This window comes from Mariprofundus aestuarium, from assembly GCF_002795805.1.
GTDB classification, from domain to species: domain Bacteria; phylum Pseudomonadota; class Zetaproteobacteria; order Mariprofundales; family Mariprofundaceae; genus Mariprofundus; species Mariprofundus aestuarium.
The window spans coordinates 140,668-167,460 of sequence record NZ_CP018799.1 but is presented as its reverse complement, the minus strand read 5'-3'; the positions used below and the strand labels follow the sequence as shown (position 1 = coordinate 167,460).

The following is a 26,793-nucleotide window of genomic DNA, read 5'->3' as shown; positions in this document are numbered from 1 at the left end:
GCTAGACTGGAGAGTTGCTCACGACTTGCTAATCTGCTGAGCAAGCCAGTGTCGCCAATCCGGCGAGATGCCTTGTACGGCTTTGGCTGCATGTGCGGCGGTTTCAATGCCTGCCTGTGCGCAGTTGATAGCTATCATCATTGATTTGGGATTATATCCCTGTATCGGAGAGATATCGTCAGTGATTTTTTCCGGAACCTTGGAAAAATCGATATGCAGATTGTGCAGATTTGCCATCTCCTTCATCTCTTCGATGGTTTGTTCATAGCGATGAGGGTTGGTATTAATCCCCATGGCCATGGAAGACAATATGTTGTTGGGCTGTACCTTTAGATCATTATCATCTGGAAAAAAGATCTCTTTATTCACCAGAAACTCCTTTGCCAAAGCCATCGCAAAAGTTTCGGATTTTGTGATCTCCTCATGTTCATAGTTGTTGTAATCAATGATTCGCTTGTGACCGTCACGCGTAAATTCTATCTGTAAGACATATTCGGACGCATATTGCGCTTGTTTTTCCTTATGGGATTCATCCATCAAGTGCGAATACATATAAGCGCACCCGCCACTGTTTCCCGAGTTTCCTGATAGAGACAGGCCTCTACTGGTGTGGAGGTAGTGGTTTGAAAAATATGCATTAAGAATCGATGAGGACACGTCCGGAACCAGAGTCATAAAGTAGCGGCCATGAATCGACTTGATCTTATCGATTATACCCCTGTGCACAAATGAGTTGTAGACGCCTGGCAACTCGTCATAAGAAATTTCGGAGGCACAGAACTTCTTCAGCATCTCCCTCGAGTTCCTTATGTGAACGGCTTTATCACCGAGTGAGGCGTAAAGCTTGCCTCTCTGGTAAGGGACAATGGAGTTGGACCACCAATAGGTCGGCTTCTGCCATGCAAGAAGATCACATTTATGCTTTCTGATAAGCGAATCTGCAATAGCAAGGGCATCGGGCATGATGGCATCATCGTCGCCGAGGAAGAATATGTACTCACCCTGGCTGTAGCCTAATGCGAGCTCCCAGTTGTCATGCATAGGCAATCTTTTCGTGGATCTGAAGTATTTGATTCTATCGTCATTGAAAGATGCAACGACGCTATAGGTCTCTTCTGAACTAAAGTTATCCATGACAACGACTTCGTAATCATCGAACCCCTGTTGATTCAGAGCACTTTCAATCGCTGATGGCAATGTGTCATGACGCTCCCTAGTCGGAATGATAATGGAAAATCTCGGTGCTCTCAGAGTCTCAAAGCTTTTGAACTCACCCGCGTTCTTGGCGGCCAGAAGTTTCTCTCTATATTTCAACTCTTCGTTCGGGCACCCTAGATTGGAAAGCTCAGTATTGAGCTGAATCAGGTGTTCGAGATTCGAAGAGAACGATGTTGGGTTTATTAACAACTCTGCTTGCACGAGTGCTTGGGCGAGCATCCACTCGGCAAGCTTGTTTTGCGCAGCCTCATTGTCGTGCCTCTTCGATATTGGCAGAAAAGGCTCATTGGTCGTGAACTCCTGAAGGGTTTTTATCCCTTCTACAACCATCTCAGATGCCTGCCTGGCGGCATCATAGTTTCCGAGTTCAGCTGCAATACGTGCAACGGTGGATAATCTGGCTGTGTTGGATAGAAGCTCTTCCGTATTCAAGAGTATATTCAGAGATGCTGAAAGAAATGCATAGCGTTGCTCTGGAGTGGTGTCGTTGTGGTTTGCCATGGCGTAAGCGCTTAATGCAGCTTGCACCAACTCCCACTCGTTAGAAACCTGTTGCGCCTTAACCTGCTCTATCCAGTGAGGCAACAGCTCTTCGGCAAAAGGGCGATGTTCGATGGCGTTGATCCAGTATGACGGGCTATCAGGCAACTCAATTGACTCCAGCTCCTGTTGGATCAGGAACCCTTTCGAGGCAAGCGCATCAGCTCTCTCCGGCTTGCAGAAAAACAGCTGTTGATGCCACGAAGCAGGTGAAAAATCCTCCGTTAAAGCTATTAGAGTGTTCAACTCTGGCAGCAGGCGATAGGGAATATACCCCAGCTGTTGCATATGCATGATAAGGGTGGTGTTAATGCCTCCCTTCTCTCTGCAATGGAGCATCACAACCGGAGAGCTGTCAGCCGGAATATCCAACTTGTCAGATATAGAATCAACTTCTCCTGATAAATGAATAATGATATCGATGCCGTCCTGCAAGAAAGCAGCCGTGTTGTTGTCACTTTCGATTTGCAGCCAATCAAATTCATTTAGACTGGCGCTCTCTTCCAGGAGTTTACGCTTGCTGGCGTCGCTCTGCAGCGCCAGTACTTTGCCTGTTTCTCCCACCTGTTTCGCCAGACTTAAGCAGAAACAGCCATACTCCGGACTTAAGTCCAGCACTCGCATACCCGGTCTGGTGATCAGGCGCAAAAAGCGCAATTCATCTTCATACCAATCACCCTGCTCAGATAGTACATACGTTGTTATCTCGTTAAGGTCCCGAGGCACCATGATGGAAATATCTTCGTTCATGGTGGCTGCTACCGCTTTCGTAAAGGCCGCCTCCCCCATTTTCTCCTGCCATGCCTGTAGAAAAAGGTCTTCCATCTGCCGGGTAAACTGATCTGGTTGATGAAGACTGGAGTGCTTGAACAGGGCAGGTAAAACTTTCCTCAGCATGGAAAGATTTTCCGGTTGCTCGGCTAACTGTACGGCCTTTTCAACATAGGCATCGACACTGTCGGTAATCGTCTCCTCATAGCCGATGTTTTTCAGAATAGAGTAGGAAACGCGCTGTGCATGTGTTTTGCCGACGATTGTTACAACAGGTGCGCCCATAATCAGGGAATCGCAGGTCGTAGTCGTGCCGTTGTAGGGGAAGGTATCAAGTACAATGTCGATCTCATTGTACTGTAGCATGTGTTCCTTGTGGCTATCCACATATGGAAGGAACAAAATGCGTTCCGCTTCAATGCCATGGCTCGAGAACTCACGCAAGATATTGTCCTGGATGATAGCACCTCCGGACTCGACACTTCTTGCTTTCATTACGAACTTTGAACCGGGAACACGGTTCATGATTCTACTCCAAGCCTCAATGGTCTGAGGTGTCAACTTTCTTAAATGATTTAGAGAACCGAAGGTAATAAAACCATTGCGTTCAACAGGGGCACCATTGGCTGGTGGTGGAGCCAGTTGTGCGCTGTAGCAGAGAAAGCTTTGTGGCATGTAGAGAAGTTTTTCCACATATCGGGTTCCCTCATCACACTCTGCAAATCTGTCTGTAATACGATAGTCAACTGTCGGCAGGCCAGTTGTATTTGGATAACCAAGATAGGAGATCTGTACCGGGGCCGGTTTGTAAGCCAGGGCACCCACCCTCGAGTTGCTCGTGAACCCACCTAGATCAATAAGAATATGGACTCCGTCAGTATGAATATGCTTTGCCAATTGCCCATTGTTTAGGTCTGTGATATCGATGAAATGCTCAGCATGTTCACGGAAATATCTAGTCATTGAATCTTCTTTTTCTATATGGGCGTAGCAATAGACCTCAAACTTTGTTTTGTCGTGCAGGCGAATGAGCTGATGCATAAACATGCCAACAGGATGTGCATTAAAATCAGCTGATACGTATGCAATTTTTAAGCGTTCGTTGACTGAAGGTGCAGGGGTGTTAGAGGTGTAGAACGGCTGCACGCTTCCAACCAGGTTGTCTCCCCAGTTCCTATGGATATTATATACTATTTCTGACGATAGACTTGGGATAGTGCATAATTCAATGAACACGGCTGAAGCTAGCGTGGGGGTCATTTTACCATGATGAAGAAGCTCGATGACCTGAGCTTGTATTTTTTCCGCACGCTTCCAATCTAAGACAGCAAGATAGCTCCTGAAAGCCAGAAGCAGCTCATCGGCACTCAGGGGAGCACGGGCAAACTCATGGGCAAGTGTTAGCATCTGATCGAAATCCTCTGCATCTCTATAGACGCCCCACAATGTCAGGCGCGCACTAGGATCCCGAGGCCGCACTTGTAGCACTTTTCTGAGAGCCTCTGCAGCATCGCTATAACGCTTGCGAACATAGTACACGTATCCAACTTGGAATAGAAAGTCAGGGTCTTCTTTGTTTTTGGGGAGTGCATTATCACAGGCCAGTTCTGCTTTGTTGATGTCACCACTCTCCATGTACTTGCGAATTTTTTTCGTCAACTTGAGCACGGACAATGAGTTGGCTTTGGTCATGTGTATATCTCCCACAGGTGGCAGTCAGCCCAATCCCTTAGGCACTGTTGCGAAAACACAAAGCAAGAGAAGGGCCACCCTTTGTGGCATTGGCTACTGAAGCCCGAGTGCCCTTACCGATCAGTGGCTACCATTTGAATGTGCAACTAAAACACCAGGCTGTCCTCATAGCTCTATCAATAAGCATCACGATACAAGTTGCCACAGGAATCCATAAAAAATTAAAGTTAAAAATTTCTCTGGCGATAGATATTTGTGCCGGGAGAAAGAACCTTCCCGGAAGAGCCAAGGCTCGTACGTAACAGGGCATGATGTCGTTACGAAAAATATATAAGAAACACTAAGGAGAGAATATTATGGCAATGTCCGTACAAACCAACATGGGTTCAATCTCAGCCCTGAAGAACATGAACATCAACTCGTCAAACATGAACAAGTCACTGGAGCGCTTGTCTTCGGGCTTCCGGATTAACTCTGCATCAGACGATGCAGCAGGTTATGCGATTTCAGCTAAGCTTCAGGGCGAAAAAGGCAAGCTGGAAGCAGCTTCTCAGAATTCACTTCAGGCAACCGCCATGGTGAAAACTGCTGAATCTGGTGTAAATGAGATTGAGAACATGGTTCGTCGTTTGCAGGTTCTGGCAACTCAGGCTTCAAGTGCGAACAACGGTTCAAATGAGCGCACCAAGCTGGCTGGCGAGGCTGCTAACCTTCTTGGTCAGATCGACAAAATCGCCAACGGTGTTAACTACAACGGCACCAAGCTGCTCGACGGTAGCGGAGCTTCCACTACCACCTTCCAGGTTGGCGCTGCAAACAGTGCTAATGACCAGGTGGCGGTTGATTTCAGTGCAGACTTCACTACAGCTTCAACTGGCTTGGGCATTACTGCCATTGACCTTGCTTCTGCCTCTGGCGCTGCTGCAGCTATTGACACCCTCAATACTGCACTGGACGGCCTGACCACAGACCGTGCTGCATTCGGTGCTGCTGTGAACCAGCTGAGCTACGTAAGTGCTAATCTGGCGACTCAGATGGAGCAGGTAAGTGCCTCGATCTCAACCATCAAGGATGCCGACATGGCGAAAGAGATGGCTGACTTCACGAAGTCTCAGGTACTGGTGCAGGCTGGCACATCAATGCTGGCTCAGGCCAACCAGTCTTCGCAGAACGTTCTTTCACTGTTCCGTTAATCGAAACAGATATAGAACAGCTTAAACCGCAGTAAAAAGAAAGAAGCCGGCCAGGGGACAACCTCTGGCCGGCTTTTTTTGTGCCGCAACCGGGGTAGTTAGCCTCTTCCGCCCACAGCCCAATCACGACTGCCTCTTCAGCAGCCAGAAATATCTGAAAAAAATTAAAGTTGGAGATCTCTCTGTCGATAGATATATGTGCCGGGAGAAAGAACCTTACCGGAAGAGCCCAGAGGCTCGAACGTAACAGGGCATGATGTCGTTTACGTAACCTATTTAACATACTAAGGAGAGATTATTATGCCAATGTCCGTACAAACCAACATGGGTTCCATTTCAGCCCTGAAGAACATGAACATCAACTCAAACAACATGAACAAGTCACTGGAGCGCCTGTCTTCGGGCTTCCGGATTAACTCTGCATCAGACGATGCGGCAGGTTATGCGATTTCAGCCAAGCTTCAGGGCGAAAAAGGCAAGCTGGAAGCAGCTTCTCAGAATTCACTTCAGGCAACCGCCATGGTGAAAACTGCTGAATCTGGTGTAAATGAGATTGAGAACATGGTTCGTCGTTTGCAGGTTCTGGCAACTCAGGCTTCAAGTGCGAACAACGGTGCAAATGAGCGCACCAAACTGGCTGGCGAGGCTGCTAACCTTCTTGGTCAGATCGACAAAATCGCCAACGGTGTTAACTACAACGGCACCAAGCTGCTCGACGGTAGCGGAGCTTCCACTACCACCTTCCAGGTTGGCGCTGCAAACAGTGCTAATGACCAGGTGGCGGTTGATTTCAGTGCAGACTTCACTACAGCTTCAACTGGCTTGGGCATTACTGCCATTGACCTTGCTTCTGCCTCTGGCGCTGCTGCAGCTATTGACACCCTCAATACTGCACTGGACGGCCTGACCACAGACCGTGCTGCATTCGGTGCTGCTGTGAACCAGCTGAGCTACGTAAGTGCTAACCTGGCGACTCAGATGGAGCAGGTAAGTGCCTCGATCTCAACCATCAAGGATGCTGACATGGCGAAAGAGATGGCTGACTTCACGAAGTCTCAGGTACTGGTACAGGCTGGCACATCAATGCTGGCTCAGGCCAACCAGTCTTCGCAGAACGTTCTTTCACTGTTCCGTTAATCGAAACAGATATAGAACAGCTTAAGCCATGAGTAGAAAGAGGGGCCGGTTGAGGCAATACCTTTGCCGGCTTCTCTCATCTCAATAAATTAAAAGGAGGTAAATTGTTATGAATGCGATCAATATTAATAGTATTGCTTCATCAACAGCTACTTCTAGTGCCGCAACGCAACCAAAGATTCAGCAACAAAAACAACCAGTTTCAACTGAAGAAAAAGCAGTCAATTCGCTACAGCAGCAAGAAAAACCTGTTGATAGCGAGACCGTTAAGAAGCTCGTCGCGCAGGCGAACACCCAGCTGACAGCAGCATCCAACCAGCATCTGAGCTTTGGTTATGAAGAGCGATTGAATCGGCTCTATGTACAGATCAAGGATAACGCAACAGGCGAAGTCGTGCGGGAAATTCCGCCCAAGAAGCTGATTGAGCAGCAGGCCGCCATGAGTGAAATGATTGGCATCATCCTTGACAGGAGTGCGTAGCAGCATTCGTCTTGATTAGCTCCACCTGTGTATCAGGCTTGGCAGCAGTTTCATGGTCAGGTCAAAAATCAACTCAGCGCCTTTATCAGGGATAATAGGAGATTAGCATGACAGGATATCAGAAGTATCGCGGTGTACAGGTAGAAGGGGCTAACCCATTGGAACTTATCCTTTTGACCTATGATGTTTTGATCAAATCCCTGAGCCTGGCCAAGCTTGCAGGGGAAGAGAACAACCATGCAGCCGAAGCGGATCAACTTTCACGAGCAATTGCAGCGCTGGTTGAGCTTGTTACCAGCCTCGACATGGAGAATGGTGGTGCAATAGCCGCCAGCTTAGGCAACCTCTACACCTATATGAGTCGCAGAATCATGGAGGGTAGCGCCGGCGACACAACTGCTGCCATTGATGAGGTGCTATCACTAGCAAATACCCTGCGGGAAGGGTGGCAGGGCTTGGCCGACGCTAACTCAGCCCCCCAAGCAAGACAGGTTAATGGTTATTAATGATAATCAACACCATTCACTGTTCCGTTAATCGAAACAGATATAGAACAGCTTAAACAGCAATAAAAAGAAAGAAGCCGGCCAGGGGGCAACCTCTGGCCGGCTTCTTTTGTGCCGCAACCGGGGTAGTTAGCCTCTTCCGCCCACAGCCCAATCGCGACTGCCTCTTCAGCAGCCAGAAATATCTGAAAAAAAATTAAAGTTGGAGATCTCTCTGTCGATAGATATATGTGCCGGGAGAAAGAACCTTACCGGAAGAGCCCAGAGGCTCGAACGTAACAGGGCATGATGTCGTTTACGTAACCTATTTAACATACTAAGGAGAGAATATTATGGCAATGTCCGTACAAACCAACATGGGTTCAATCTCAGCCCTGAAGAACATGAACATCAACTCGTCAAACATGAACAAGTCACTGGAGCGCTTGTCTTCGGGCTTCCGGATTAACTCTGCATCAGACGATGCAGCAGGTTATGCGATTTCAGCTAAGCTTCAGGGCGAAAAAGGCAAGCTGGAAGCAGCTTCTCAGAATTCACTTCAGGCAACCGCCATGGTGAAAACTGCTGAATCTGGTGTAAATGAGATTGAGAACATGGTTCGTCGTTTGCAGGTTCTGGCAACTCAGGCTTCAAGTGCGAACAACGGTTCAAATGAGCGCACCAAGCTGGCTGGCGAGGCTGCTAACCTTCTTGGTCAGATCGACAAAATCGCCAACGGTGTTAACTACAACGGCACCAAGCTGCTCGACGGTAGCGGAGCTTCCACTACCACCTTCCAGGTTGGCGCTGCAAACAGTGCTAATGACCAGGTGGCGGTTGATTTCAGTGCAGACTTCACTACAGCTTCAACTGGCTTGGGCATTACTGCCATTGACCTTGCTTCTGCCTCTGGCGCTGCTGCAGCTATTGACACCCTCAATACTGCACTGGACGGCCTGACCACAGACCGTGCTGCATTCGGTGCTGCTGTGAACCAGCTGAGCTACGTAAGTGCTAATCTGGCGACTCAGATGGAGCAGGTAAGTGCCTCGATCTCAACCATCAAGGATGCCGACATGGCGAAAGAGATGGCTGACTTCACGAAGTCTCAGGTTCTGGTGCAGGCTGGCACATCAATGCTGGCTCAGGCCAACCAGTCTTCGCAGAACGTTCTTTCACTGTTCCGTTAATCGAAACAGATATAGAACACTTAATCCATGAGTAGAAAGAGGGGCCGGTTGAGGCAATACCTTTGCCGGCTTCTCTCATCTCAATAAATTAAAAGGAGGTAAATTGTTATGAATGAAATAAGTGCAATTTCATCTTCATCAGCAACTACTTCTAGTGCCATAGGAACAGCGGCGCAGCAAAAGCCCCTTGTTGTAAGCAACTCGAAAGATTTAGATAAAACACTACAGAAGCAAGACACACCTATTGACAATGAAGCTATTAAGAAAGCCGTTGATCAAGCGAATGCCCGATTGACAGCAGCTTCAAGTGAACGATTGAGCTTTGGTTATGAAGAGCGTTTGAACCGGCTCTATGTGCAGATCAAGGATAACGCAACAGGCGAAGTCGTGCGGGAAATTCCGCCCAAGAAGCTGATTGAGCAGCAGGCCGCCATGAGTGAGATGATTGGCATGATCCTTGATAGGAATGCCTAGGAGCGTTCAAAATGGTGAGTAGCATATCAGGATTGTCGTCAGGCATTGATTCGGCAAACATTGTCGATCAGCTAATGAAGATTGAGGGTAGAAAGGTAACCCTCTTGCAAGATAAGCAGGCTGATGAGTTGATCAAGCAGAGGCTCATTAGTCAACTGGACTCATCACTCTCATCACTGCGTTCCAAGTTTCTCGAACTGGCCAATCAAGCTAACTTCCTGGTAAATCAGTCAACGCTTGGAAGCAACACCGCTACGAGTGCAGATTCACTACTGACTGTAACACCATCATCAAGCGCTGCAACGGGCAGCCACACCATTAAGGTAAATCAGCTGGCTGCGGCTGAGAAACTGGGCTCAAGTTCAGCCGTCAAAGATTCAACAGGCACCGCCATCACTAGTGATACGGCTGGCTTAGGCTACACAGCTGGAACTTTTACCATTCAGGGTAAATCCGCGAGCGCAAAAACTATCGATGTGGCAAGCACGGACTCACTTCGAGACATAAGGGATAAAATCAACCAGTTGAATACGGGAAGTGATGCCACTGGCGTGAGCGCAAGCATTCTCAAGGTTGGAACCAGTGATTTCCGCTTGGTTCTGGCCGCCGATGATACCGGCTTGACCAATGGTGTGGTAAATCTTGCCGGTACAGACCTGGATGCGGCTGGAGGTCTTGCCAACCTACAGCTTGGTGCTACTGCCCAGGGTAATGCAAGGCAAACCCTGCAGGCCGCGGCTGATGCCTCTATCGATGTGGACAACATTACAATTAGCCGTGAAAGCAACTCGATCAGCGATGCCCTTGCCGGCTATACGCTTGATTTGAAAAGTGCCGATCCAGCTACAACCATCACAGTGAATACGTCTATTGATGCGACGGCTGTAAAGGGGAAGGTCCAAGCGGTTGTAGATAGCTACAACGAGGTAATGGACTTCATCAATGCGCAAATGACTTTCAATCCTGATACCAAGACAAGTGGCCCTCTTGCCAATGAGTCTTTATTACGTCAGGTCAAGTCTCAGCTAGCTGGAAGCCTGCTTACCACTGTTTCGGGCTTGGCCAGCGACAGAAACAGCTTGGCCATGATCGGCGTAGAGCCGGACAGTAAAGGACATCTTGGCATCAACTCATCCAGACTGGACAACCTGCTGACCACTGACCCTAACTCCGTACGGGATCTTTTCGCTGCAAGTGGCACGAGCGACAATTCTGCCTTGGAATTCCTAACATATGGAGCGAACACAGTAGCTGGCAGCTATGCAGTGAATATTACAGCTGCTGCCCTGCAGGCTACAGCAACTGGCGCAACAGACCTTTCGGCCGGACTTGCCGGAGCCGAGCAGGTGACCATTACAGATGGATCAGCTCGCCAGGCTGTAGTAAACCTTACCAATGGCCAGAGTTTGAGTAGTATTGCTTCTGCTCTTAATGCTGAGTTTGCTGCAACCTATACAGAGCAGCGCCAGATGAGCACGGCTCTGGTCACCGGGCTTGGTACGCCTGCCACCAGCGCATCGCTGTTGCAGGATTTGACCGATGGCGCCGGTGGCAGCCTTGGAATTGTGGCGGGCGATACCATTACTATTGGCGGCACAAGCCGATTCGGCTCTGCAGTTAACTATGCCTTTACTGTTTCGGACCCGGCAACTGACACTATTGCGGATCTTTTGGCCTCCATTCAGGTGGAATTTGGGCAGAATATTACGGCCAGTTTGAATGCATCAGGACAGGTCACCATTACCGACAACCAGACAGGGGATAGCAACCTTACACTCTCTATGACCGCTAACAATGAGGGCGGCGGATCCCTTGCATTCGGAGCTGATACGGTTGTTCAGGAGGGGCGTCATGCCATGCAACTTACAGCCGCCGCTTCTGGAAACTTCCTGCAACTGCAGAGCAATGATTATGGATCCGCGGAGAGTTTCACGGTTGCACAGTCCGCCAATAACCTAGGCATTATAGACCAGACATATGCTGGTCAGGATGTAGCTGGAACAATTGGAGGAATTGCTGCCACCGGAAATGGACAAGTACTTACCGGAAGCAGCGGCAATATTGATGGCTTATTGTTGGCCTACTCCGGAACAGCCACTGGCGCTATTGGTACTATGTCCGTGAACCTTGGGCTTGCAGCCCAAATGAGCAGCACTCTAGAGGCTTATACGTTTCCTGTTACCGGTCTAACTCAGATGAGTATTGATTCATCGGTTAGTACATATGACAGCCTACAGTCACAGATTGACAGCCTGACCTTACAACTAGGTAAGGAGCGGGAGCGTCTTATGAGCCAGTTCTTGGCGATGGAACGATTTATGTCTCAATCCAATGCTACAGGTGCATGGCTGGGCCAGCAGATCAATGCAATGAGTTCGAACCAGAGATAGAGGAGAATTCGATGACAGGATATCAAAAATATCGCGGCGTTCAGGTAGAGGGTGCCAACCCGCTTGAGTTGGTGCTTTTGACTTATGATGTTTTGATTAAGTCATTGAACCTTGCCAAGTTCGCAGGTGAGGAGAAAAACTATGCCGCGGAGGCACAAAACCTTTCTCGCGCAATAGAAGCACTTGTCGAGCTTGTTACAAGTCTGGATTCAGAAAATGGAGGAACAATCGCTAGCAGCCTAGGCAGCCTTTATGCCTATATGAACCGAAGGCTCATAGAAGCTAATGCTGGCGGTGACATTGCAGAAGCTATTGATGAGGTGTTGGCACTTGCAAACACCCTTCGCGAAGGGTGGCAGGGGCTTGCTGACGGCAATTCACCCTCCCAGTCAAGACAGGTCAATGGTTATTAATGATTGACCACCATATTTCACATTGTCTGCGCCTAATAGAGAGCATGCTGCGCTTTATACGGGCAGACAAGTGGCAGAAACTCTCAACGTTTGAGTCTGAATATGAGCAAACCTTCATGCGGCTGAAAGCGGAGGTCACTGCAGGCGATATGGATAATGCTGCCCTGCAGGCCATGGTACACCTTGATCAGCAGCATCGTCGACTGCAGAGGCTTGTCTCACAGAAGTTAAAAGAAACAGCTGATAAACTTTCTGCTGTTGAAGGCGCCAGCAAAAGACTAAACAGCTCCAGTCAGGTGGCCTCTACCCTGAGTTGACAGATATAGGGGCACATGCGCAGTTTAATTCACACTTTCAGACTACTTATCATTAAAAAAATCGAACCACATAGGGTTTAGACTCCTCAATGGTGAGGGCTTTCATCCCCTTAGAATCAGACGCTGGTTTTTATCCGAAGAGAATCAGGAGCATAGGCCTGTGTCGCCTGCCCAATGGTTGGTGATATTTTGTCAGGGGATATTGCTTCTTGCCCCACCTGTCGCGAACGCTGCTCCGCAGCAGGAGTCATTTCACCTGTAGCCACGGTATATTTCACCTCTGTCGGAATCAAGGCCAGTACCTTTGCAATGTAGTTTGATGTCTCTGCAGGCAGCCTGCCGGGGTGACGTTCAAGGTTCCCCATTCCCCAGTTATAAGCGGCAAGAGCAAGGCGCAGGTCACCATCGTAGCGCTCAACAAGCCCCTTCAGGTAGCGACTGGCACCCATGATGTTCTGCTCTGGATCAAAAGGGTTTGTGACGCCGAGTTCCGCTGCCGTAGCTGGCATCAACTGCATCAGCCCCTGAGCTCCGGCGTGTGATACGGCATTTTTGTCAAAATTACTTTCGGTATGGATAACAGCAGCAATCAGGTCTGGATTCAGCTTATAGTGTTGAGCCGCCTGATGAATAATGCCATCCACACCACTTCGCTTCGCTTTGTATTGAACCGCATCCAACCGGAACGTTTGTTCTGGCCTGATTTGGACAGCAGCTGACATTTCAGCCAACAGGGTACTGGTGGGTGTCCGCTCTGTTGCGACACCCAGAGATGCTGCTGCGGAGACCTTTGCAACAAACCTTTCAACCTCCAGCGGTGGTGGATTCGGATTCCTATCCACATTCCCCATACCCCATGTATAAGCTCTAAGGGCACGGCCCATATCACCATCGTAGCGATCAACGAGGCTTTTCAGGTAGCGGCTGGCACCCATGACATTCTGTTCCGGATCAAATGCATCAGTGATGCCGAGCTCGGCAGCTGTTTCCGGCATCAGCTGCATTAAACCCTGCGCTCCTGCCGGAGAAATAGCTTTGGGATCACAATTGCTCTGCGCCTGAATCACAGCCCTTATCAAGCCCGGATCAAGACCGTTGGATTGCGCTGCCTTGTGAATGATTCGCTTCAGGTTCGCTTCGTCGGCTTTGTGGTTGTTGACATGGGTTCTCAGTGATTGACGAAATGCATCCGCCTGGCCATTTGCAACCGGGCGCATACGGTTGTTTGTGCGCAGATGCGTTTCTTGAATAATCGGTTGGGCTATGGTTGGCGGACTCATCATTTATTACTAAGCATTGACCATGCCAAACTTGATGGGCTAGATCGGTTCTGAACCCTGTTTAGATAAAGCAGGCGTCTCAATAGCGGGTAAGTCATCCGACACCTCTGTTTTTTCCTGATTGATTATCTCTTCACGTTTAACGGGGATACTTCTGGGAGCATTGATGCCAATGCGTACCTGGCCGTTCTTACTTGAGAGCACCTGAATGCGGATGTCGTTGCCGATCATGATCGTTTCACCAGCCATGCGAGAGAGGATGAGCATAAATAAATTATCGCCCCTGAGTTAATAGTATTGCCGACTGCATCAGGCCGCTTTCTTGTCATCAGCCTTAGATGGCTGTGGCATCCATTGGTAGCGAAGCTCAAGCTTTGGATTCGCCTGAATGCATTGCATACCAATCCCGCGATCCAGGTTCATCGCTACAGGAGCTTTCAGATTGGCCAGTACCCAGTCCTTATCAGCAAACGGATTGAGCACCAAGAACCAGAGCAACTGAGAGTCGTCACTATGCTTTAGCGTTGCCTTTTGGTCCGGGGTCAGGGGTGGTGGTGAACCTAATCGCTCATTATCCCAGAGGGTCATCAGGAAAGATGCTTCGGGTCGTTTAGTGGACTGGAGGCAAACGATGTCGCCAGTGCCAGAGTTCAGAACAACGAACTCTCTATCTTCAGAGAATCCAACCATACCATGAGGAAAACTTAGAAGCTTTGCATCATCGACTTCAATTTTTGCTTTCCAGCCTGCGCTTTTACCCTTCATTTGATATCCCCTTGAGCCAATCCAAAATGTTGCCGTTGATAGCTGCGAAGTTTTCGGCCTGAATCTTCTCGTAAATTTCCAGGCGATGAATACTGACTGCATCTGGTGCTTCTATGCCCAGATGAACTCGACCATTTTTTTCGGTTTCAGTAACAACAATCCGGATATCATCGCCTATATGAATTGCCTGCCCAAGCGTCCTGCGCAGGACTATCATCTCAGGAAGTTTACCAGGCTCAGTTTGTTGAAGTTGGATACTTGAACATAAGCTGCCTGCAGAGATGACTCCGACTGCTTCAGATTTGTGGCCACTGCTGCTAAATCTACGCCTTCGTGTTGGTTAAGCTTAATCAGCATCTGTGTCTTCATATTCAGCAGCGTCTCTTCGCGTAAATTAATAGAGTTCAGTTTACCACCGACCTCGGCGTCAAGGCCTACCATTGCACTGGAAGCGCTGGATAGCAGGTCGATAGAGGCCTGAATGCCAGGCACATTATTGCCACTAAGTGAGTCTTTCAACGACTTGATGGATGAAAAGACCTGTGTGAATGCTGTGTGGTCTCCTCGCACATTACTGACCATACTTTCTGTCGGAGTAATGGCTACGGTTCTATCCTGGGTATTACCCTGATAGACAGCATTTCCAAGAGCATCTATCTGAATGGGTTGTACGTCCGTAGCTGTGCCGGCAAACAAGGACTTGCCTTCAAAGGCAGTGTTTGCCAGAGAAATCAGCTGGTTTTCCAGTGCCGCGACCTCTACAGCAGCAGTCTGGCGCTCGCTGGCAGTAAGCCCTGAGTTCGCTTGCTGAACGGCAAGAACTTGGGCTCTCTGCATGATTGGAATGAATTGCGCCAGAGCATTTTCACTGACGCCCAGCCGCAACTTTGCCACACCGATAGCGCTAAGGCTTGAATCAATACCGCTCTGGACATGGCGGATATCCAGTGATGTTTTATAGGCAACGCCATCCTGGCTCGGACTGGAGAAGCGCCTGCCACTACTGACCTGATCCGCCCCATCACGCTGCACCTGCATCTGATTGCGAATGCCGGCCAGTAGCGAATCATAGATGCTTTGTGATGTGATTCTCATCGCAGTATCCCCATCAAAGTAGTAAGCATTTGGTTCGCTGTCTGGATAACCTTGGCAGAAGCCTCATAGCTACGTTGAAAGACCATCATATTAATCATCTCCTCATCCAGGTTTACTCCGGAAACAGACTCACGCTGGACTGAAAGGGCGGCCGCCTGAGCTGTGCGAAATACGCTTTCCTGAGTGGCGGTGGCAACATCCAGGCCAAACTGGCCAGCCATATTGGCAGCGCGCTGAATCAGGGTTGAAGGTGTGCCTCCATCCACATTCATAGCTTGATCGCGCAGAGCAAGGATATTCATGGCAGCGCTGTTATCCATGATTGCCACGGCAGAGGTAGTGGCGTCTGCGGTGGCGGTAGCAATACGCCCAGGGTCACCCACGATTGCTGCATCAACACTGATGTCTGAAGCTCCGCCGCCATGGAAGAATGTATTGATCTCATAGGCAGCTAAAAAATTACTGCTGTCATTAGAGAAAGCAACGCGGTTTGCTCCGCCATTGATGACCAAAGCGCCTGATGCATCGACAGTAGCCGTAACACCTGCAACGGCTGATATGTCGGCAGCAATCTGGTTGAGACTAGTTGTGCCCGCCGTGATATTGATGGCTGTACCACCTGGATTGGTTGCCGGAGGGCCATCCAGAACATGTATGGTGAAGGAGCCATTTACTATTTTGGAAGCAAAGGGAATAGCAGCATCACCGCTTACTGGAGCTGCAGCATTGGCAGCAGGAAGTCCCGATGTGTAACTGGTTACGGCTGTTGTGCCCGTGCCACCCGCATGCATTTGGTTGACAGAGAAAATAATATTCTGAGCTAGGCTGTCGAGCGCATCAATATAGCTGGCCAGTTGGGAGTCCCTGATTGTTACAAGGCCGCCGATTTTCCCCCCGCTTTCAATGCCTGTCGCAGGCAGCCCACTATCAGCAAACTGAACCTGACTAAAAGAGGAACCCGCAACCGGCCCCATTTGCAGGTGACGCACTAATCCATCCTGAACAAGCAAGTCTCCTCCGGGCGTTTGTAACATAAGACCACCGTTTTGTGTGGTCACCCGCTGAATAGGGATAATTGCTGCCAACTCCATGATGGCGAGGTCTCGCTGGTCTCTCAGGTCGTTAGCTGCACCAGAAACCTGACCTCCGGTTTCATTGCGAACAATCTGCTTGTTCAGCTCAGCAATTTTATCAAGCACTATATTGACATTATCGACCTGTACACCGACTTCCACGTCGGCGCTTTGCTGCCTTGAAACCAGCTGCTGCTGCATACTGGTAGTCAGGTTTGTAAAGTCGTTCGCTTTGGCCACCATATCTGTTCGGGTAATCGGGTCACCAGGTGAGTTGGTAAGCTGCTGCTGAGCGGTGAAGAATGCATCCAGTGTGGAGGTTAGCCCCGGAGCCCCAAGACTGCCGAAGGTGGCTTCAACACTAGTCAACCCATCCCTCATCGTATTGGCAAAGGATGACAGGGAGTTATTAGAGACCTGGGCGTTGGCCACCAAAGGGTCCATGGAGCGAGTAATACTTGCCAGTTCGACACCATTTCCGAAGTTCATTACCCCGATCCTGTCTGGCCTGGAGGTGGTGAGATTAGCCGTCTGGCGTGAATAACCCGGTGTATTTACGTTGGCAATATTCTGCGAAACTGTATCCATGGCCTGCTGCTGAGTTGTCAGGCTTTTGGATGCGACTTGAAGGGTCCGGACAATCACAGCGTGCCATCCTGACCGTAAGTAGCATTGGTTTTCATCAGTCCGAGACCTTGCAGGGTACTGGCAACAGTATCTCCAGCGGCCTTGAGGCGAATGGCATTGAATTCATTCTCCCGGCTGATGGTTATAATCCGTTCATTGAGCTCCTGCCGCTGCCTGTGAAGGTCTTCAGCATCTTCTGCCAGATAGGCGTCAATAAACTGACTGAGGCCGCTCTCCTGCGGCATATCATGCTGCTGAAACAGCAGCTGGCACTGAGATTTACTGCCCTTAAGTTCCTGCCAGAGCAGCTTTCTCTTTTCTGTCAGTCTAAGAATTTCCTTAGCGTCAAGTTGACCTATGGCTGCCTGCTCCAGCGGAATGATTTCTTCGATTGCAGCGATAGAGGAGTCCATCTCCTTGAGAAGGGATTGCAGGTTTTCAGCTGCCTGGGAGTGCATTACCATGGTTTTTCTCCCAAGGCGTTGGTTACAATCTGCACTGCAACATCCTGTTCATTGACCTGATAGCTGCCATCCTCCAGTGCATTGCGAATCTCTTCGATTCGCTCCATACGCACGTCGGATATGTCGGATAACATAACCTTTGCTTTCTCACGCAGAGCTGATGCATCGCCAACATGAATCTGTCCGCCTTTAGCTGTTGAACCGCCCTTGTTGGTCTCACGCTTTTTCTTTGCTGACCCCATGGCAGCCGGAGCATTAATACCTGTCGATTTGTCAATTCGTACCATATCCGCTTACTCCTCTGGCCTGGTAGAAGGGTTATCTCTATTTATATCGGCAGATATTGGATTTTCCTTAATCGGATGGTTGGCACTCATCTGGCGATAGATGTTTTCCGCTATACCAAGGCTCCCACTTTTACTGCTGGTTTCTGCAATAGCTTGGTCAAACATGGATGAATACATGTCATTGGCAAACCCTGAAGACATCAGCCCATCCTGCGGCACTGTCTTACGCATCGCTGACATCATCTGCTGCATCAGCATGGCCTCGAACTTCAAGCTTACGTCCCACAGGGCAGGGTCTTTTGTATGAGCATCCTGCTGAACCGATGATTTGGCATTGCCGGCTTCCTGTGCCCGTGCCTGCGTACTGCCCTGGGACATGGCCAATATTGCCGGAGTGAGATTCATCTCGCTCATATCACCCTCAGTTCAGCATGCAGTGCTCCGGCTGCCTTGATGGCCTGTAACACTGCAATCAGATCGCTTGGCGTTGCACCAACTGCATTCAAGGCGGTGACTAGTGTGCTCAGAGAGACCTGCCTCGGCAGCACAACGAGCTGGGCTGCCTCTTCCTCGATCTGGACATCAGTGCGGTCAACGGTCGTTGTTTCGCCGCCAGCAAACGCATTGGGTTGAGAGACCTGCGGTGATTCAGTCACCGTAACACTGATGCTGCCATGGGCTACCGCTACCGTGTCGATGCGCACTTCCTGACCCATAACGATGGTTCCAGTGCGTTCATCCATAACCACGACAGCGCGGTGGTCTGTGGTTAACTCAATCTGTTCCAGGCGCGCGATCAATTCAATCGCATCTGCCTCAGGATTCCAGACCTCGATGGTGCCTGCATCAACAGTTCTGGCCATGTCTGCGCCGAAATTGGCATTGATGGCATCGCGCATGCGTTTGATGGTGCTGAAGTCTGGGTTATTCAACTGCAGTGTCACTTTATCCTGGCCTGAGCGCATGCCTGTTGGGGCCGCCCTTTCGATATTGGCCCCGTTTGGTATACGTCCAACTGTCGGGTGCCCCACTGTTTTCGATGCGGCATTGCCGCCAGCGGTAAAGCCGCCCACCGATAGAGCACCCTGTGCAACCGCATAAACCTGATTATTGCCAGCCAATAGCGGCGTTAACAGAAGCGTGCCTCCACGCAGACTCTTTGAGTCACCCATGCTTGAGACGGTTACATCCAGCTTCTGCCCGGGCCTTGCAAACGGAGGCAGGGTTGCCGTAATCATAACTGCCGCAATATTTTTGGGCTTCATGGTAGCAATTTTTGAACGTACGTTGATACCAAACCGCTCCAGCATGGCATTGATACTGCTGATGGTATACGGGGAGGAGTTGGAGGAGTCGCCTGTACCATTCAAACCAACAACAAGGCCGTAGCCGATCAGCTCATTACTGCGGACGCCCTGTATGGTAGCCAGATCCTTGATGCGTTCTGCATACGCAGCTGAGGATGCAAAAAAGCCAACCAGAAGAAGTGAAGCCATGAACAGTGCCGTAAAGAGTTTGCCACCGAGTGCATTTGTTGCCTGATCGTCATATTCCGGATACATGCTCATACTCCTTTAGAATGGCCATACTTCATTAAGCGTGCGTGCCAGCCACCCCTGATGTGCTACCTCAGCAAGTTCGCCGCCACTGCCATAGCTGACCATGGCCTGTGCAACCTTGGCAGAGGCGATGGTATTGTCTGAACTGATGTCGCTGGGGCGAATAATTCCGGTAAAGACAAGGGCCTGCGGCTGGTGATTAATACTTACCTGCCTGCGCCCTGTAATCTCCAGATTACCATTCGGATAGACCTTGGTGACCACGGCAGTCACACTTGCTGTCAGTGTATCCGAATTGTTTGTAGAGCCGTTGCCATCGAAACTTGATGCATCATTGATATCCATGCCAATTCTTGGATCAAGAGGGGATATCTGCTTATTTTTGGCAATTACTGCATTAATGCCATCTAAAACACCGAAAGCAGCATTCAGCTCTGTTTTCCGGCTCGACTTCTTGCTCTTTTTTGTTCCGAGCTTGCGGGTTGCAGAGGCCTCCTCAAGAACCAACACGGTCACCAGATCACCGACATTGCGCGCCTTGGCATCGGTAAACAGCTGTGAGCTGTTCCCTGTCCACAGCGAACCGGTTTGTGAGGGGTCGGGCAGAGGAGCCTGCAGGGCAGCCTCAACCTTATCCTTGTTAACATCGGTGGAGACCGATTTTGCTGAAGGCATGCAGCCGGAAAGGAGAGTGATCAATCCAAGAATCCATATTAGTTTCATAGCGTTTCTCCGGTGAGAATGTGGACTGTGGATGCACTTGCAACTACACCCTGAACAACCTGTTTGCTTTTAAGGTTCCGCACAGACAGGCGATCACCAAGCCCTGCTGAACGAAGAGCCTTGCCGACCGCTGTCACCTTGAGACCGCCATAGCTGGCAATCATTGTGACCTGATCACCACGGCTGATCAATTTGGGCCGGTGTACATAGGATGCGAATATGGCATCCCCGGCTTTCAGTGGGCGGGTAAGGCGTGTACCCATCAGCCCTTCAGTTTTTCTCCACCAGGATCCCGAATGGCCGGCAACATTAATGCGGGCGATATTGAGCATCTCTGCCGTCAGATGAGAACGCACTGGCAGGTCTTTTCTGGCAACAACGGCTTTCGCCCACCAGTTCAGGCGCACAGGAACATACCAGCGCTTCAGTGACTGCCCCTGCCCCCTTTCCGCAATCAGGGAGAGCTGGCCGGGGTGGTTTTTAAGCTCAGGCATTCTCCAGCGCAGTTTTTCTGTCGCATCCGGCCAGCGCAAAACTTCAACAAGCTCCGCCCTTGCGCCATGCAAATAGACACCCTGAGCAAAAAACTGCTTGATGGAGTCCCGCATAGCACCCTCCGTTCCAGCACCTGCAACAGCAGGAAGCATGAACAGGAGCACAAGAGCGGACAGGAAGTTACGCAGCAGCATATTAAGCCCTGATGTTGTTGGCTGTCTGCAGCATCTCATCAGATGCCTTAATGGCCTTTGAGTTCATTTCGTAAGCACGCTGTCCGGCGATCAGATTCACCATCTCTTCTACGATATTGACGTTGGACATCTCCAGCATGTTCTGGCCAATACTACCAATTCCGTTACTGCCGGGTGTGCCCAGAATGGCCTCTCCGGATGCGTTGCTTGGCCTGAACAGGGAGCTTCCGAGAAGTTCAAGGCCGGCAGGATTGCTGAAATCAGCAAGCTGAATTTGACCGATAACCGAACTGGTGCCGCCCGGCTGCAGTACTGAAACAGTTCCATCCGCTCCCACTGAGACAGTGAGGGCATCGGCTGGGATATTGATCGCTGGCTGCAGGATGTTGCCATCAGACGTAACAATCTGACCCTGGCTGTCGAGGCTGAAAGAGCCAGACCGCGAATATGCAAGCTCGCCATCAGGCATCTGAATCTGGAAGAATCCACGTCCTTCAATGGCAAAATCCAGTGGGTTTCCGGTAGGCTTCAGGCTGCCTTCCAGGAAGATGTTCTCCACACCGGCAGCCTTGACACCAAGACCAACCTGAATACCGGTCGGAACCTGTGTGCCGGCCGAGCTTGCATCGGCACCTGGAGATTTAACCTGCTGGTACATCAGATCCTGGAAGTTTGCCCGACCGCGTTTGAATCCTGTTGTGTTAACGTTTGCAAGGTTGTTGGCGATCACATCTACGTTGAGGTTTTGTGCCGACATGCCTGTAGCTGCTGTCCATAAAGCGCGTATCATAATTTTCTCCTGTTAACCTTGGACCATTCCAACTCGGTCATTGAGCTGGCTTGCCTGTTGACTATATTGTTCAATTACTTTCATTGTTGCTTCAAAATTTCGTGTTGTAGAAACCATTTCCGTCATCTCCAGTATGGAGTTGACATTCGATCCCGCCACCGCGCCCTGACGAACAATCGCATCACTTTCTGCTGGGGCGGTATTGTCTAGGGGAGTAGCCATCAGCGCATTGCCAAGCCTGGTAAGTTGCGATGCATCCTTGATCGTTACCATGCCGAATGCAGTAACCGGAATGTTATTTACCGAAAGGGTACCATCCTGGCTGACGCTGACCTTGCCCTGTGGCAGCTGAATTTCAGACCCACCGGCATTCAGCACCGGATGGCCACCTCGGGTAAGCAAGCTGCCATTGGCACCCAGCATGAAGTTCCCAGCCCTTGTATACGCTTCCTGGCCATCGTCGAGGCGAACCTTGAAGAAGCCCCCCCCCTGAATAGCAAAGTCGAGATCATTGCCTGTCGGCTTGATAGCCCCCTCTTTCATGTCGACAAATGAATTTTCATAACTGGCATATGAAGCTGAGGCCGGATCTGTTTGGCCAGTCATCTGCTCAGCCAGCGTAGAAGAGAATGACGAACGGCTGGCCATAAAGCCGACAGTATTGACGTTGGCTAGATTATGGTTGATGTCGTTTAGTTTGTGCTGGGTCATCTGGCTGGCAACACCTGATAAATAAAAACCTGATTGCATCTTCTCTCCTTATCGTTGAGGGCTGTTAAACCTTACGCATCTATCATGCCAAACTCGAAGTTCCCTGAAGCGCACTGTTTAATGGTTTTTTTCATCTCCACTTTAGAACGAAGGTGGACAGACGGCATATTTTTCCTGCCTACCTGGAAATCTTTTCCTGCAGTGTTCGATCTGTCTGGTAAAGAAAGGCAAGAATTTCCGCCACCAGTTGATAAGCCGTTTCCGGAATTTCATAACCCACTGGAACCTGAGCCAGAACCTGGGCCAGGTTCTCATCCTGGTGGATATGGATGCCCTCCTTGCTTGCGATGGCCATAATCTGTCTGGCAATATGGCCATACCCGGCTGCCAGAACCTTGGGGGCATCACCAAGCTCGGAATCATAGCCCAAGGCAATGGCGACTTCTCGCTCACTCATGCCTTCGCCTCGCCTGCAAGTGCCGTCATACTCTCCGGCATGCCGTATAGCACCTCGCCATCCAGATTCTGATGTTTCTCCTGCTCCTCTTTCAACCATACATTGAAATGGGCTCGAAGGTAGGAGAGTAGCTGCGGGTTGGTGGAAAAAACCCTTAATGACCAATCGCAGTCATCACCACCGTGAAGGTTGAATGCCACCGGGCCAAGACGCTCAAGATCAACGCGTCCTACCAGGCAGAACTTATCGCCTTCAATGGTACTGCTCAGCAATACATCGCGATGACCGCTTTCGCGATCCTGAATTGTCAGGTGCTGCCCGTGGACTGCGACTTCGGCATTAAATGGTAGCGAAGCTGTATCCAGCTTGCCCCAGCCCTGCTCGGTGGTTTGTTTTGTTGTCTGGGACTCTGTTGAGTTGGCCGCTGATTTTTGCAGCATTTTGGCGAGCAATGTTTCGGCCTGAGCACTGCTAAGCAAACGGAACTGCGCGGGCATCTCACGATTGATCAGCTGCAGCCACATATCACCCATCGGTGTGGATGGTGGCACTTTAGCACTCAGGCGGTGGCCGCCGATAATCAACTGGACCACGCCTGCTGTCTCTGTTGGCGTTAATTTTGCAGCCATCAGGCTGCCGTTTGACCAGGGAAGTCGCTGTTGGCTTGCCTGCTGCTTAGGAGAACCAGCCTCTGGCAAACTAAGAAGATTTGGGATGATAATGGAGTACATCTGTTAACTGTCTCTTGTCGAATGCATTTTCAACATCAGGCGGACCTGATTGATCGGGATACTCAGACTATCTGCAATCTCTTCATCTGATTTCCCCTTACGCTGCAGGAGCAGCGTGCGTACGAGAACAGTATCATCTGAAAGGTTTTCGGCCGGGAGCGGGCGTTTTCCTGACGCGTTTTTTTTGCGAGGCCGCTCCTCAACGCACCTCTCTTTCTCAAATGCCCGAATGTGATCCATCGCCTGCTTTAACTGCACAGTTGCCTGATCCAACTGCTGGATGCTGCCGGCAAGAAGGCATTCGGTTTTTTTCAACCGGTTCAGGTTCCGCCACCAGGCCATCCATAAACCTGCAACCGCTACGATAATCAGCAGATCCAGCATGACGCCATAAGGGAGGGTTTCAGGCATAGCAGTCCAAGCCCCCCGGCTTCTTGTTATCGTCAGTGGCCTGGGGTTTCTCTTCAGACAACGGCTTGCCTTTTGATGAATCATCATTTTCATTGTCAGCTTGCTGCTGCCTGGGGTTTCGCGGGGTGACCGGCACGACGGCTGGAATGGCGGTAACAGGCGCGATACTGTCTGAACTACCCATTGGGGAAGTCCAGCCCAAGCCTGGTCCTGAGTCGCAATACCATCTGGCTGTGCAGCTGAGACACCCGTGATTCCGTTATATCCATAACCAGCGCGATCTCTTTCATATTCAGCTCTTCATAGTAATAGAGGGAAATAAGCACCTTTTCGCGTGTCGGCAGGCTCGTAATGGCTCTGGCTAGCATTTGAGTAAAATCAGACAACTCCAACTGAGAGTCGGGCATTTGGTCCGAATCCCCGGAAATGGAATCAATAACACTTGATACATCATCATCATTGCCAAATTGAGGCAGGTCATCGAAATAGATGATGGAAAGACTACGCACATGCATCAAGCGGTTCCGGTATTCATCCAAGCTGATGCCGAGGTGAACAGCAACATCCTCCTCCTCGACAGGACGGTCATACTGCTGCTCCAGAACAGACATCGCCTGCTGGAGCTCTTTCGAAGAGTCACGCAGGCTTCTCGGCATCCAGTCAAAAGCCCGCAGGTAGTCGATCATGGAGCCTCGTATACGATAGGAGATAAAGGTTTTGAACTGGGCATTCTTTGTCGGATCGAAACGACCGGCACCATCGAGAAGGCCGAGTACGCCAGCATCAATCAGGTCATCCATTTCAATGGAGTCGGGAACACGCCGGATCAGCTGGTTGGCATGGTAGCGAATCAGCGGCAGGTGCGTCTCGAGCAATTGATCGGGACTCTGGAACTGCGGGGATGCCTGTTTATCGTACGGTGTGGTCATGACTGTTAATTCTCAGTTTCGGCTGAATCTTGTTCTTCGCTTTTAGGAAGAAGATGGTCCAGCCAGCAGATGATAGCTCCCATCCATGCTCCGCATACGCTCAAGGCCAGAAGCCGGAAGGCGGCATCGCCAAGCGGCATGTCGTAAACGAGCGTGATCACAGTTCCAAGAAGAAAGCCTGCGATGCCACCGTAGGTGCTAATGTCACGTACTTTCATGGCTATATGACTTCGTCTTCGCGGACATTGCCGGCATACAGGCCTTCAGCCAGCGTGCTTTGCCAGGAAAACTGCAGGCCGCCGCCCGAGCCTCGCCTTGGACGAGCCAGTACGGTGTCGGCCAGCCTGTTCAGGTTGTCGATATCTTTCTGGCTGCCACATGAGTATAGCAACTTTTGTGACTGGATAGCTTTTCTGACCGATGGGCATTCGGACATCTGCCCCACATAATCAAGGACTACATCCAGATAGCGATCCGATACAGAGAGCAGGCGGCGGAATACCGTTTGTGCTGCCACTTCATCAGCCTGATTTACAGCAACCATGAAACGGGTTGTGTTGTGCTGGGTTGAAAGCACCTTGATAAGCGCATAGGCATCTGTCAGCGATGTGGGATCAGGCGTCAAAACGATCAGGACGGTTTCGGAGCTGGAGGCGTAGAACATCACGTTCTCCCCTATCCCTGCACCTGTATCAACCAGTACAAGATCATAATTCTGGGTTAGATTATCCAGCGCATCGAGCAGGATGTGCTGGTGGGCAGCCGATAGATGCGACAGTTCATGCAGGCCGCTGCCGCCCGGCAGCACATCAAGGCGCTCGCCACCTTGCACCAGGATATCATTAAGTTCTGACTGACCTTCAATGACCTGTAGAACGGAGCCTTTGGCTGTCAGGCCAAGCATGATATCCACATTGGCCATCCCCAGATCCGCATCAATCAGCAGCACACGTTTACCCTGCTGTGCAGCCCGTGCGGCCAGATGAACAGATATAAATGTTTTGCCAACACCACCCTTGCCACTGGAGACAGCAATAACTTGCGGTGAGCGGCGGGAGGTAATCTCGTCAGGACGATTGTTCATGATGACTCCTTGGTTTTTGTATGACTGTCGAGCAGTGCTGTTATCGCCTTGGCTGAAAGCCATCCCATCTGATCCGGAATCTCCGGGCCAAAACTGCAGTATGAAATGGCAAGCCCCGTTGCAGCCCAGTTGATCAGCTTTCCGGGATAGGATGTTTCATCCAGCTTGCTGAATGCCATTTCATTGACACCCATCTCCTGCGCCTTAAGAAGCGTCTCCATGCCATCGGCTTCATCCATATTGGCTGGAAGCACAATAAACCTCCGGCTGCATGGGATCCCGTTCCACAATGCGAACTGCTTCTGCAGTTTGACAGGCTGGTTCCTTGAGCAACTCTCAGTATCTACTAGCACTAACTGTGCCGATTTAACCTTACGTAGCGCTGGCTCAATATCTGACTCCCTTGCAACAGGGATAAGGGGAACACCAAGACTGGTGGCGTAGGTCTGAAGACCATTCAGGCCGCCGATCCGTTCGGTATCAGTGCTAAGAAACGCTACACTGATGTCATTGAGCAAAAAATGTGCGGCAAGCTTGGCTGCCAGCGTGGTCTTGCCGCAACCGCTTGGGCCGGTCAGAAGAATGATTTCCCGCTTTTTCTTCGGGTTTAATATCGAGCCCCATGTCAGCAGCTCTTCAGCCACCGGCGCATTATTGACAAAATCTTCAGCTATATCTGATGCAAAATGCGGAGCTACACCCAGCTTAATCAAGGCATCAAAACCCTGTTGGGTTCTTGGATTTGGCAGCGAAGCACGCAGCCCCTCAAGCTCTTGCCTGCCCAGTCCATCGACGATGCGCTCTAACTGGCTCATGG

General features: G+C 50.3%; 32 protein-coding genes. 9 read left to right on the top strand and 23 right to left on the bottom strand.

All coding sequences use genetic code 11. From position 1 onward, the window contains the following. Positions 1–18: 18 nt before the first annotated feature. The gene (locus Ga0123461_RS00885; RefSeq protein WP_100276624.1) at positions 19–4,221 is read right to left on the bottom strand and encodes an O-linked N-acetylglucosamine transferase family protein; all 4,203 of its coding nucleotides are present in this window, start codon (positions 4,219–4,221) and stop codon (positions 19–21) included. 362 nt (positions 4,222–4,583) lie between these two features. On the opposite strand from Ga0123461_RS00885, the gene Ga0123461_RS00880 reads away from it, so the two are divergent. From Ga0123461_RS00880 to fliT, 9 genes are all read left to right on the top strand, one after another. After that, on the top strand, positions 4,584–5,414 hold the full coding sequence (locus tag Ga0123461_RS00880) for a flagellin (RefSeq protein ID WP_198507145.1): 831 nt from the start codon (positions 4,584–4,586) through the stop codon (positions 5,412–5,414). Positions 5,415–5,720: 306 nt separating this feature from the next. After that, complete coding sequence (locus Ga0123461_RS00875; RefSeq protein WP_198507146.1) at positions 5,721–6,551, top strand: flagellin; 831 nt, start codon at positions 5,721–5,723, stop codon at positions 6,549–6,551. A 109-nt stretch (positions 6,552–6,660) separates the two neighbouring features. Then, a complete protein-coding gene (locus Ga0123461_RS00870) occupies positions 6,661–7,032 on the top strand; it encodes a flagellar protein FlaG (RefSeq protein ID WP_100276622.1) in 372 nt (123 codons plus the stop codon). Between the two features lie 107 nt (positions 7,033–7,139). Beyond that, a complete protein-coding gene (gene fliS / locus Ga0123461_RS00865) occupies positions 7,140–7,538 on the top strand; it encodes a flagellar export chaperone FliS (protein WP_100276621.1) in 399 nt (132 codons plus the stop codon). A 338-nt stretch (positions 7,539–7,876) separates the two neighbouring features. After that, positions 7,877–8,707 carry a flagellin gene (locus tag Ga0123461_RS00860; protein ID WP_198507145.1) on the top strand — a complete coding sequence of 277 codons (831 nt, stop codon included), beginning with the start codon at positions 7,877–7,879 and terminating at the stop codon, positions 8,705–8,707. 108 nt (positions 8,708–8,815) lie between these two features. Continuing rightward, positions 8,816–9,181 (top strand): flagellar protein FlaG, encoded by a 366-nt coding sequence (locus Ga0123461_RS00855; RefSeq protein WP_100276619.1) that lies wholly within the window; start codon positions 8,816–8,818, stop codon positions 9,179–9,181. Between the two features lie 11 nt (positions 9,182–9,192). After that, a complete protein-coding gene (fliD, locus tag Ga0123461_RS00850) occupies positions 9,193–11,571 on the top strand; it encodes a flagellar filament capping protein FliD (RefSeq protein WP_100276618.1) in 2,379 nt (792 codons plus the stop codon). 11 nt (positions 11,572–11,582) lie between these two features. Further along, entirely contained in the window at positions 11,583–11,984 is a 402-nt protein-coding gene (gene fliS, locus Ga0123461_RS00845; protein ID WP_100276617.1) for a flagellar export chaperone FliS, read from the top strand. After that, entirely contained in the window at positions 11,984–12,301 is a 318-nt protein-coding gene (fliT, locus tag Ga0123461_RS00840; RefSeq protein ID WP_472436456.1) for a flagellar protein FliT, read from the top strand. Before fliS (Ga0123461_RS00845) ends, fliT begins: the two co-directional genes overlap by 1 nt. 116 nt (positions 12,302–12,417) lie before the next feature. On the opposite strand, the gene Ga0123461_RS00835 is transcribed toward fliT, so the two are convergent. The 22 genes from Ga0123461_RS00835 to Ga0123461_RS00730 all read right to left on the bottom strand — a co-directional run bounded on the left by Ga0123461_RS00835 (position 12,418) and on the right by Ga0123461_RS00730 (position 26,791). Next, a complete protein-coding gene (locus Ga0123461_RS00835) occupies positions 12,418–13,581 on the bottom strand; it encodes a transglycosylase SLT domain-containing protein (RefSeq protein ID WP_198507082.1) in 1,164 nt (387 codons plus the stop codon). 39 nt (positions 13,582–13,620) lie between these two features. After that, on the bottom strand, positions 13,621–13,848 hold the full coding sequence (csrA, locus tag Ga0123461_RS00830; RefSeq protein ID WP_100276614.1) for a carbon storage regulator CsrA: 228 nt from the start codon (positions 13,846–13,848) through the stop codon (positions 13,621–13,623). Between the two features lie 42 nt (positions 13,849–13,890). Further along, entirely contained in the window at positions 13,891–14,346 is a 456-nt protein-coding gene (gene fliW, locus Ga0123461_RS00825) for a flagellar assembly protein FliW (RefSeq protein ID WP_100276613.1), read from the bottom strand. Then, positions 14,336–14,563, bottom strand: coding sequence for a carbon storage regulator (locus Ga0123461_RS00820; protein WP_100276612.1), 228 nt, complete (start codon positions 14,561–14,563; stop codon positions 14,336–14,338). The genes fliW and Ga0123461_RS00820 overlap by 11 nt, the downstream gene beginning before the upstream one ends. Further along, positions 14,560–15,441 carry a flagellin N-terminal helical domain-containing protein gene (locus Ga0123461_RS00815; RefSeq protein WP_100276611.1) on the bottom strand — a complete coding sequence of 294 codons (882 nt, stop codon included), beginning with the start codon at positions 15,439–15,441 and terminating at the stop codon, positions 14,560–14,562. The genes Ga0123461_RS00820 and Ga0123461_RS00815 overlap by 4 nt, the downstream gene beginning before the upstream one ends. After that, the gene (flgK, locus tag Ga0123461_RS00810) at positions 15,438–17,159 is read right to left on the bottom strand and encodes a flagellar hook-associated protein FlgK (protein WP_100276610.1); all 1,722 of its coding nucleotides are present in this window, start codon (positions 17,157–17,159) and stop codon (positions 15,438–15,440) included. The genes Ga0123461_RS00815 and flgK overlap by 4 nt, the downstream gene beginning before the upstream one ends. Continuing rightward, positions 17,156–17,605 (bottom strand): flagellar export chaperone FlgN, encoded by a 450-nt coding sequence (gene flgN, locus Ga0123461_RS00805; protein ID WP_100276609.1) that lies wholly within the window; start codon positions 17,603–17,605, stop codon positions 17,156–17,158. Before flgN ends, flgK begins: the two co-directional genes overlap by 4 nt. Next, complete coding sequence (gene flgM / locus Ga0123461_RS00800) at positions 17,599–17,892, bottom strand: flagellar biosynthesis anti-sigma factor FlgM (RefSeq protein WP_100276608.1); 294 nt, start codon at positions 17,890–17,892, stop codon at positions 17,599–17,601. The genes flgN and flgM overlap by 7 nt, the downstream gene beginning before the upstream one ends. Before the next feature lie 6 nt (positions 17,893–17,898). Beyond that, positions 17,899–18,306 carry a rod-binding protein gene (locus tag Ga0123461_RS00795; RefSeq protein ID WP_100276607.1) on the bottom strand — a complete coding sequence of 136 codons (408 nt, stop codon included), beginning with the start codon at positions 18,304–18,306 and terminating at the stop codon, positions 17,899–17,901. Continuing rightward, positions 18,303–19,388, bottom strand: coding sequence for a flagellar basal body P-ring protein FlgI (locus Ga0123461_RS00790; RefSeq protein ID WP_100278609.1), 1,086 nt, complete (start codon positions 19,386–19,388; stop codon positions 18,303–18,305). The genes Ga0123461_RS00795 and Ga0123461_RS00790 overlap by 4 nt, the downstream gene beginning before the upstream one ends. Before the next feature lie 78 nt (positions 19,389–19,466). Then, entirely contained in the window at positions 19,467–20,174 is a 708-nt protein-coding gene (locus tag Ga0123461_RS00785; RefSeq protein ID WP_100276606.1) for a flagellar basal body L-ring protein FlgH, read from the bottom strand. After that, on the bottom strand, positions 20,171–20,782 hold the full coding sequence (gene flgA, locus Ga0123461_RS00780) for a flagellar basal body P-ring formation chaperone FlgA (protein ID WP_157819187.1): 612 nt from the start codon (positions 20,780–20,782) through the stop codon (positions 20,171–20,173). The genes Ga0123461_RS00785 and flgA overlap by 4 nt, the downstream gene beginning before the upstream one ends. A gap of 82 nt (positions 20,783–20,864) precedes the next feature. Continuing rightward, positions 20,865–21,653, bottom strand: a complete 789-nt coding sequence (gene flgG / locus Ga0123461_RS00775) for a flagellar basal-body rod protein FlgG (protein WP_100276604.1) — start codon at positions 21,651–21,653, stop codon at positions 20,865–20,867. Between the two features lie 12 nt (positions 21,654–21,665). Then, positions 21,666–22,403 carry a flagellar hook-basal body protein gene (locus Ga0123461_RS00770; RefSeq protein WP_100276603.1) on the bottom strand — a complete coding sequence of 246 codons (738 nt, stop codon included), beginning with the start codon at positions 22,401–22,403 and terminating at the stop codon, positions 21,666–21,668. Positions 22,404–22,542: 139 nt separating this feature from the next. Next, positions 22,543–22,821, bottom strand: coding sequence for an EscU/YscU/HrcU family type III secretion system export apparatus switch protein (locus Ga0123461_RS00765; protein WP_100276602.1), 279 nt, complete (start codon positions 22,819–22,821; stop codon positions 22,543–22,545). Further along, positions 22,818–23,552, bottom strand: a complete 735-nt coding sequence (locus Ga0123461_RS00760) for a hypothetical protein (RefSeq protein ID WP_100276601.1) — start codon at positions 23,550–23,552, stop codon at positions 22,818–22,820. The genes Ga0123461_RS00765 and Ga0123461_RS00760 overlap by 4 nt, the downstream gene beginning before the upstream one ends. Before the next feature lie 3 nt (positions 23,553–23,555). After that, a complete protein-coding gene (locus tag Ga0123461_RS00755) occupies positions 23,556–23,963 on the bottom strand; it encodes a hypothetical protein (protein ID WP_100276600.1) in 408 nt (135 codons plus the stop codon). Next, positions 23,956–24,147, bottom strand: coding sequence for a hypothetical protein (locus tag Ga0123461_RS00750; protein WP_100276599.1), 192 nt, complete (start codon positions 24,145–24,147; stop codon positions 23,956–23,958). The genes Ga0123461_RS00755 and Ga0123461_RS00750 overlap by 8 nt, the downstream gene beginning before the upstream one ends. Then, positions 24,140–24,892, bottom strand: a complete 753-nt coding sequence (locus Ga0123461_RS00745; RefSeq protein ID WP_100276598.1) for a FliA/WhiG family RNA polymerase sigma factor — start codon at positions 24,890–24,892, stop codon at positions 24,140–24,142. The genes Ga0123461_RS00750 and Ga0123461_RS00745 overlap by 8 nt, the downstream gene beginning before the upstream one ends. Positions 24,893–24,897: 5 nt before the next feature. Then, positions 24,898–25,110 carry a hypothetical protein gene (locus tag Ga0123461_RS00740; RefSeq protein ID WP_100276597.1) on the bottom strand — a complete coding sequence of 71 codons (213 nt, stop codon included), beginning with the start codon at positions 25,108–25,110 and terminating at the stop codon, positions 24,898–24,900. Between the two features lie 2 nt (positions 25,111–25,112). Next, positions 25,113–25,976: a MinD/ParA family protein gene (locus Ga0123461_RS00735; RefSeq protein ID WP_157819186.1), complete on the bottom strand. Its 864-nt coding sequence runs from the start codon at positions 25,974–25,976 to the stop codon at positions 25,113–25,115. Then, the gene (locus Ga0123461_RS00730; protein ID WP_100276595.1) at positions 25,973–26,791 is read right to left on the bottom strand and encodes a flagellar biosynthesis protein FlhF; all 819 of its coding nucleotides are present in this window, start codon (positions 26,789–26,791) and stop codon (positions 25,973–25,975) included. Before Ga0123461_RS00730 ends, Ga0123461_RS00735 begins: the two co-directional genes overlap by 4 nt. Between the last annotated feature and the right edge of the window lie 2 nt (positions 26,792–26,793).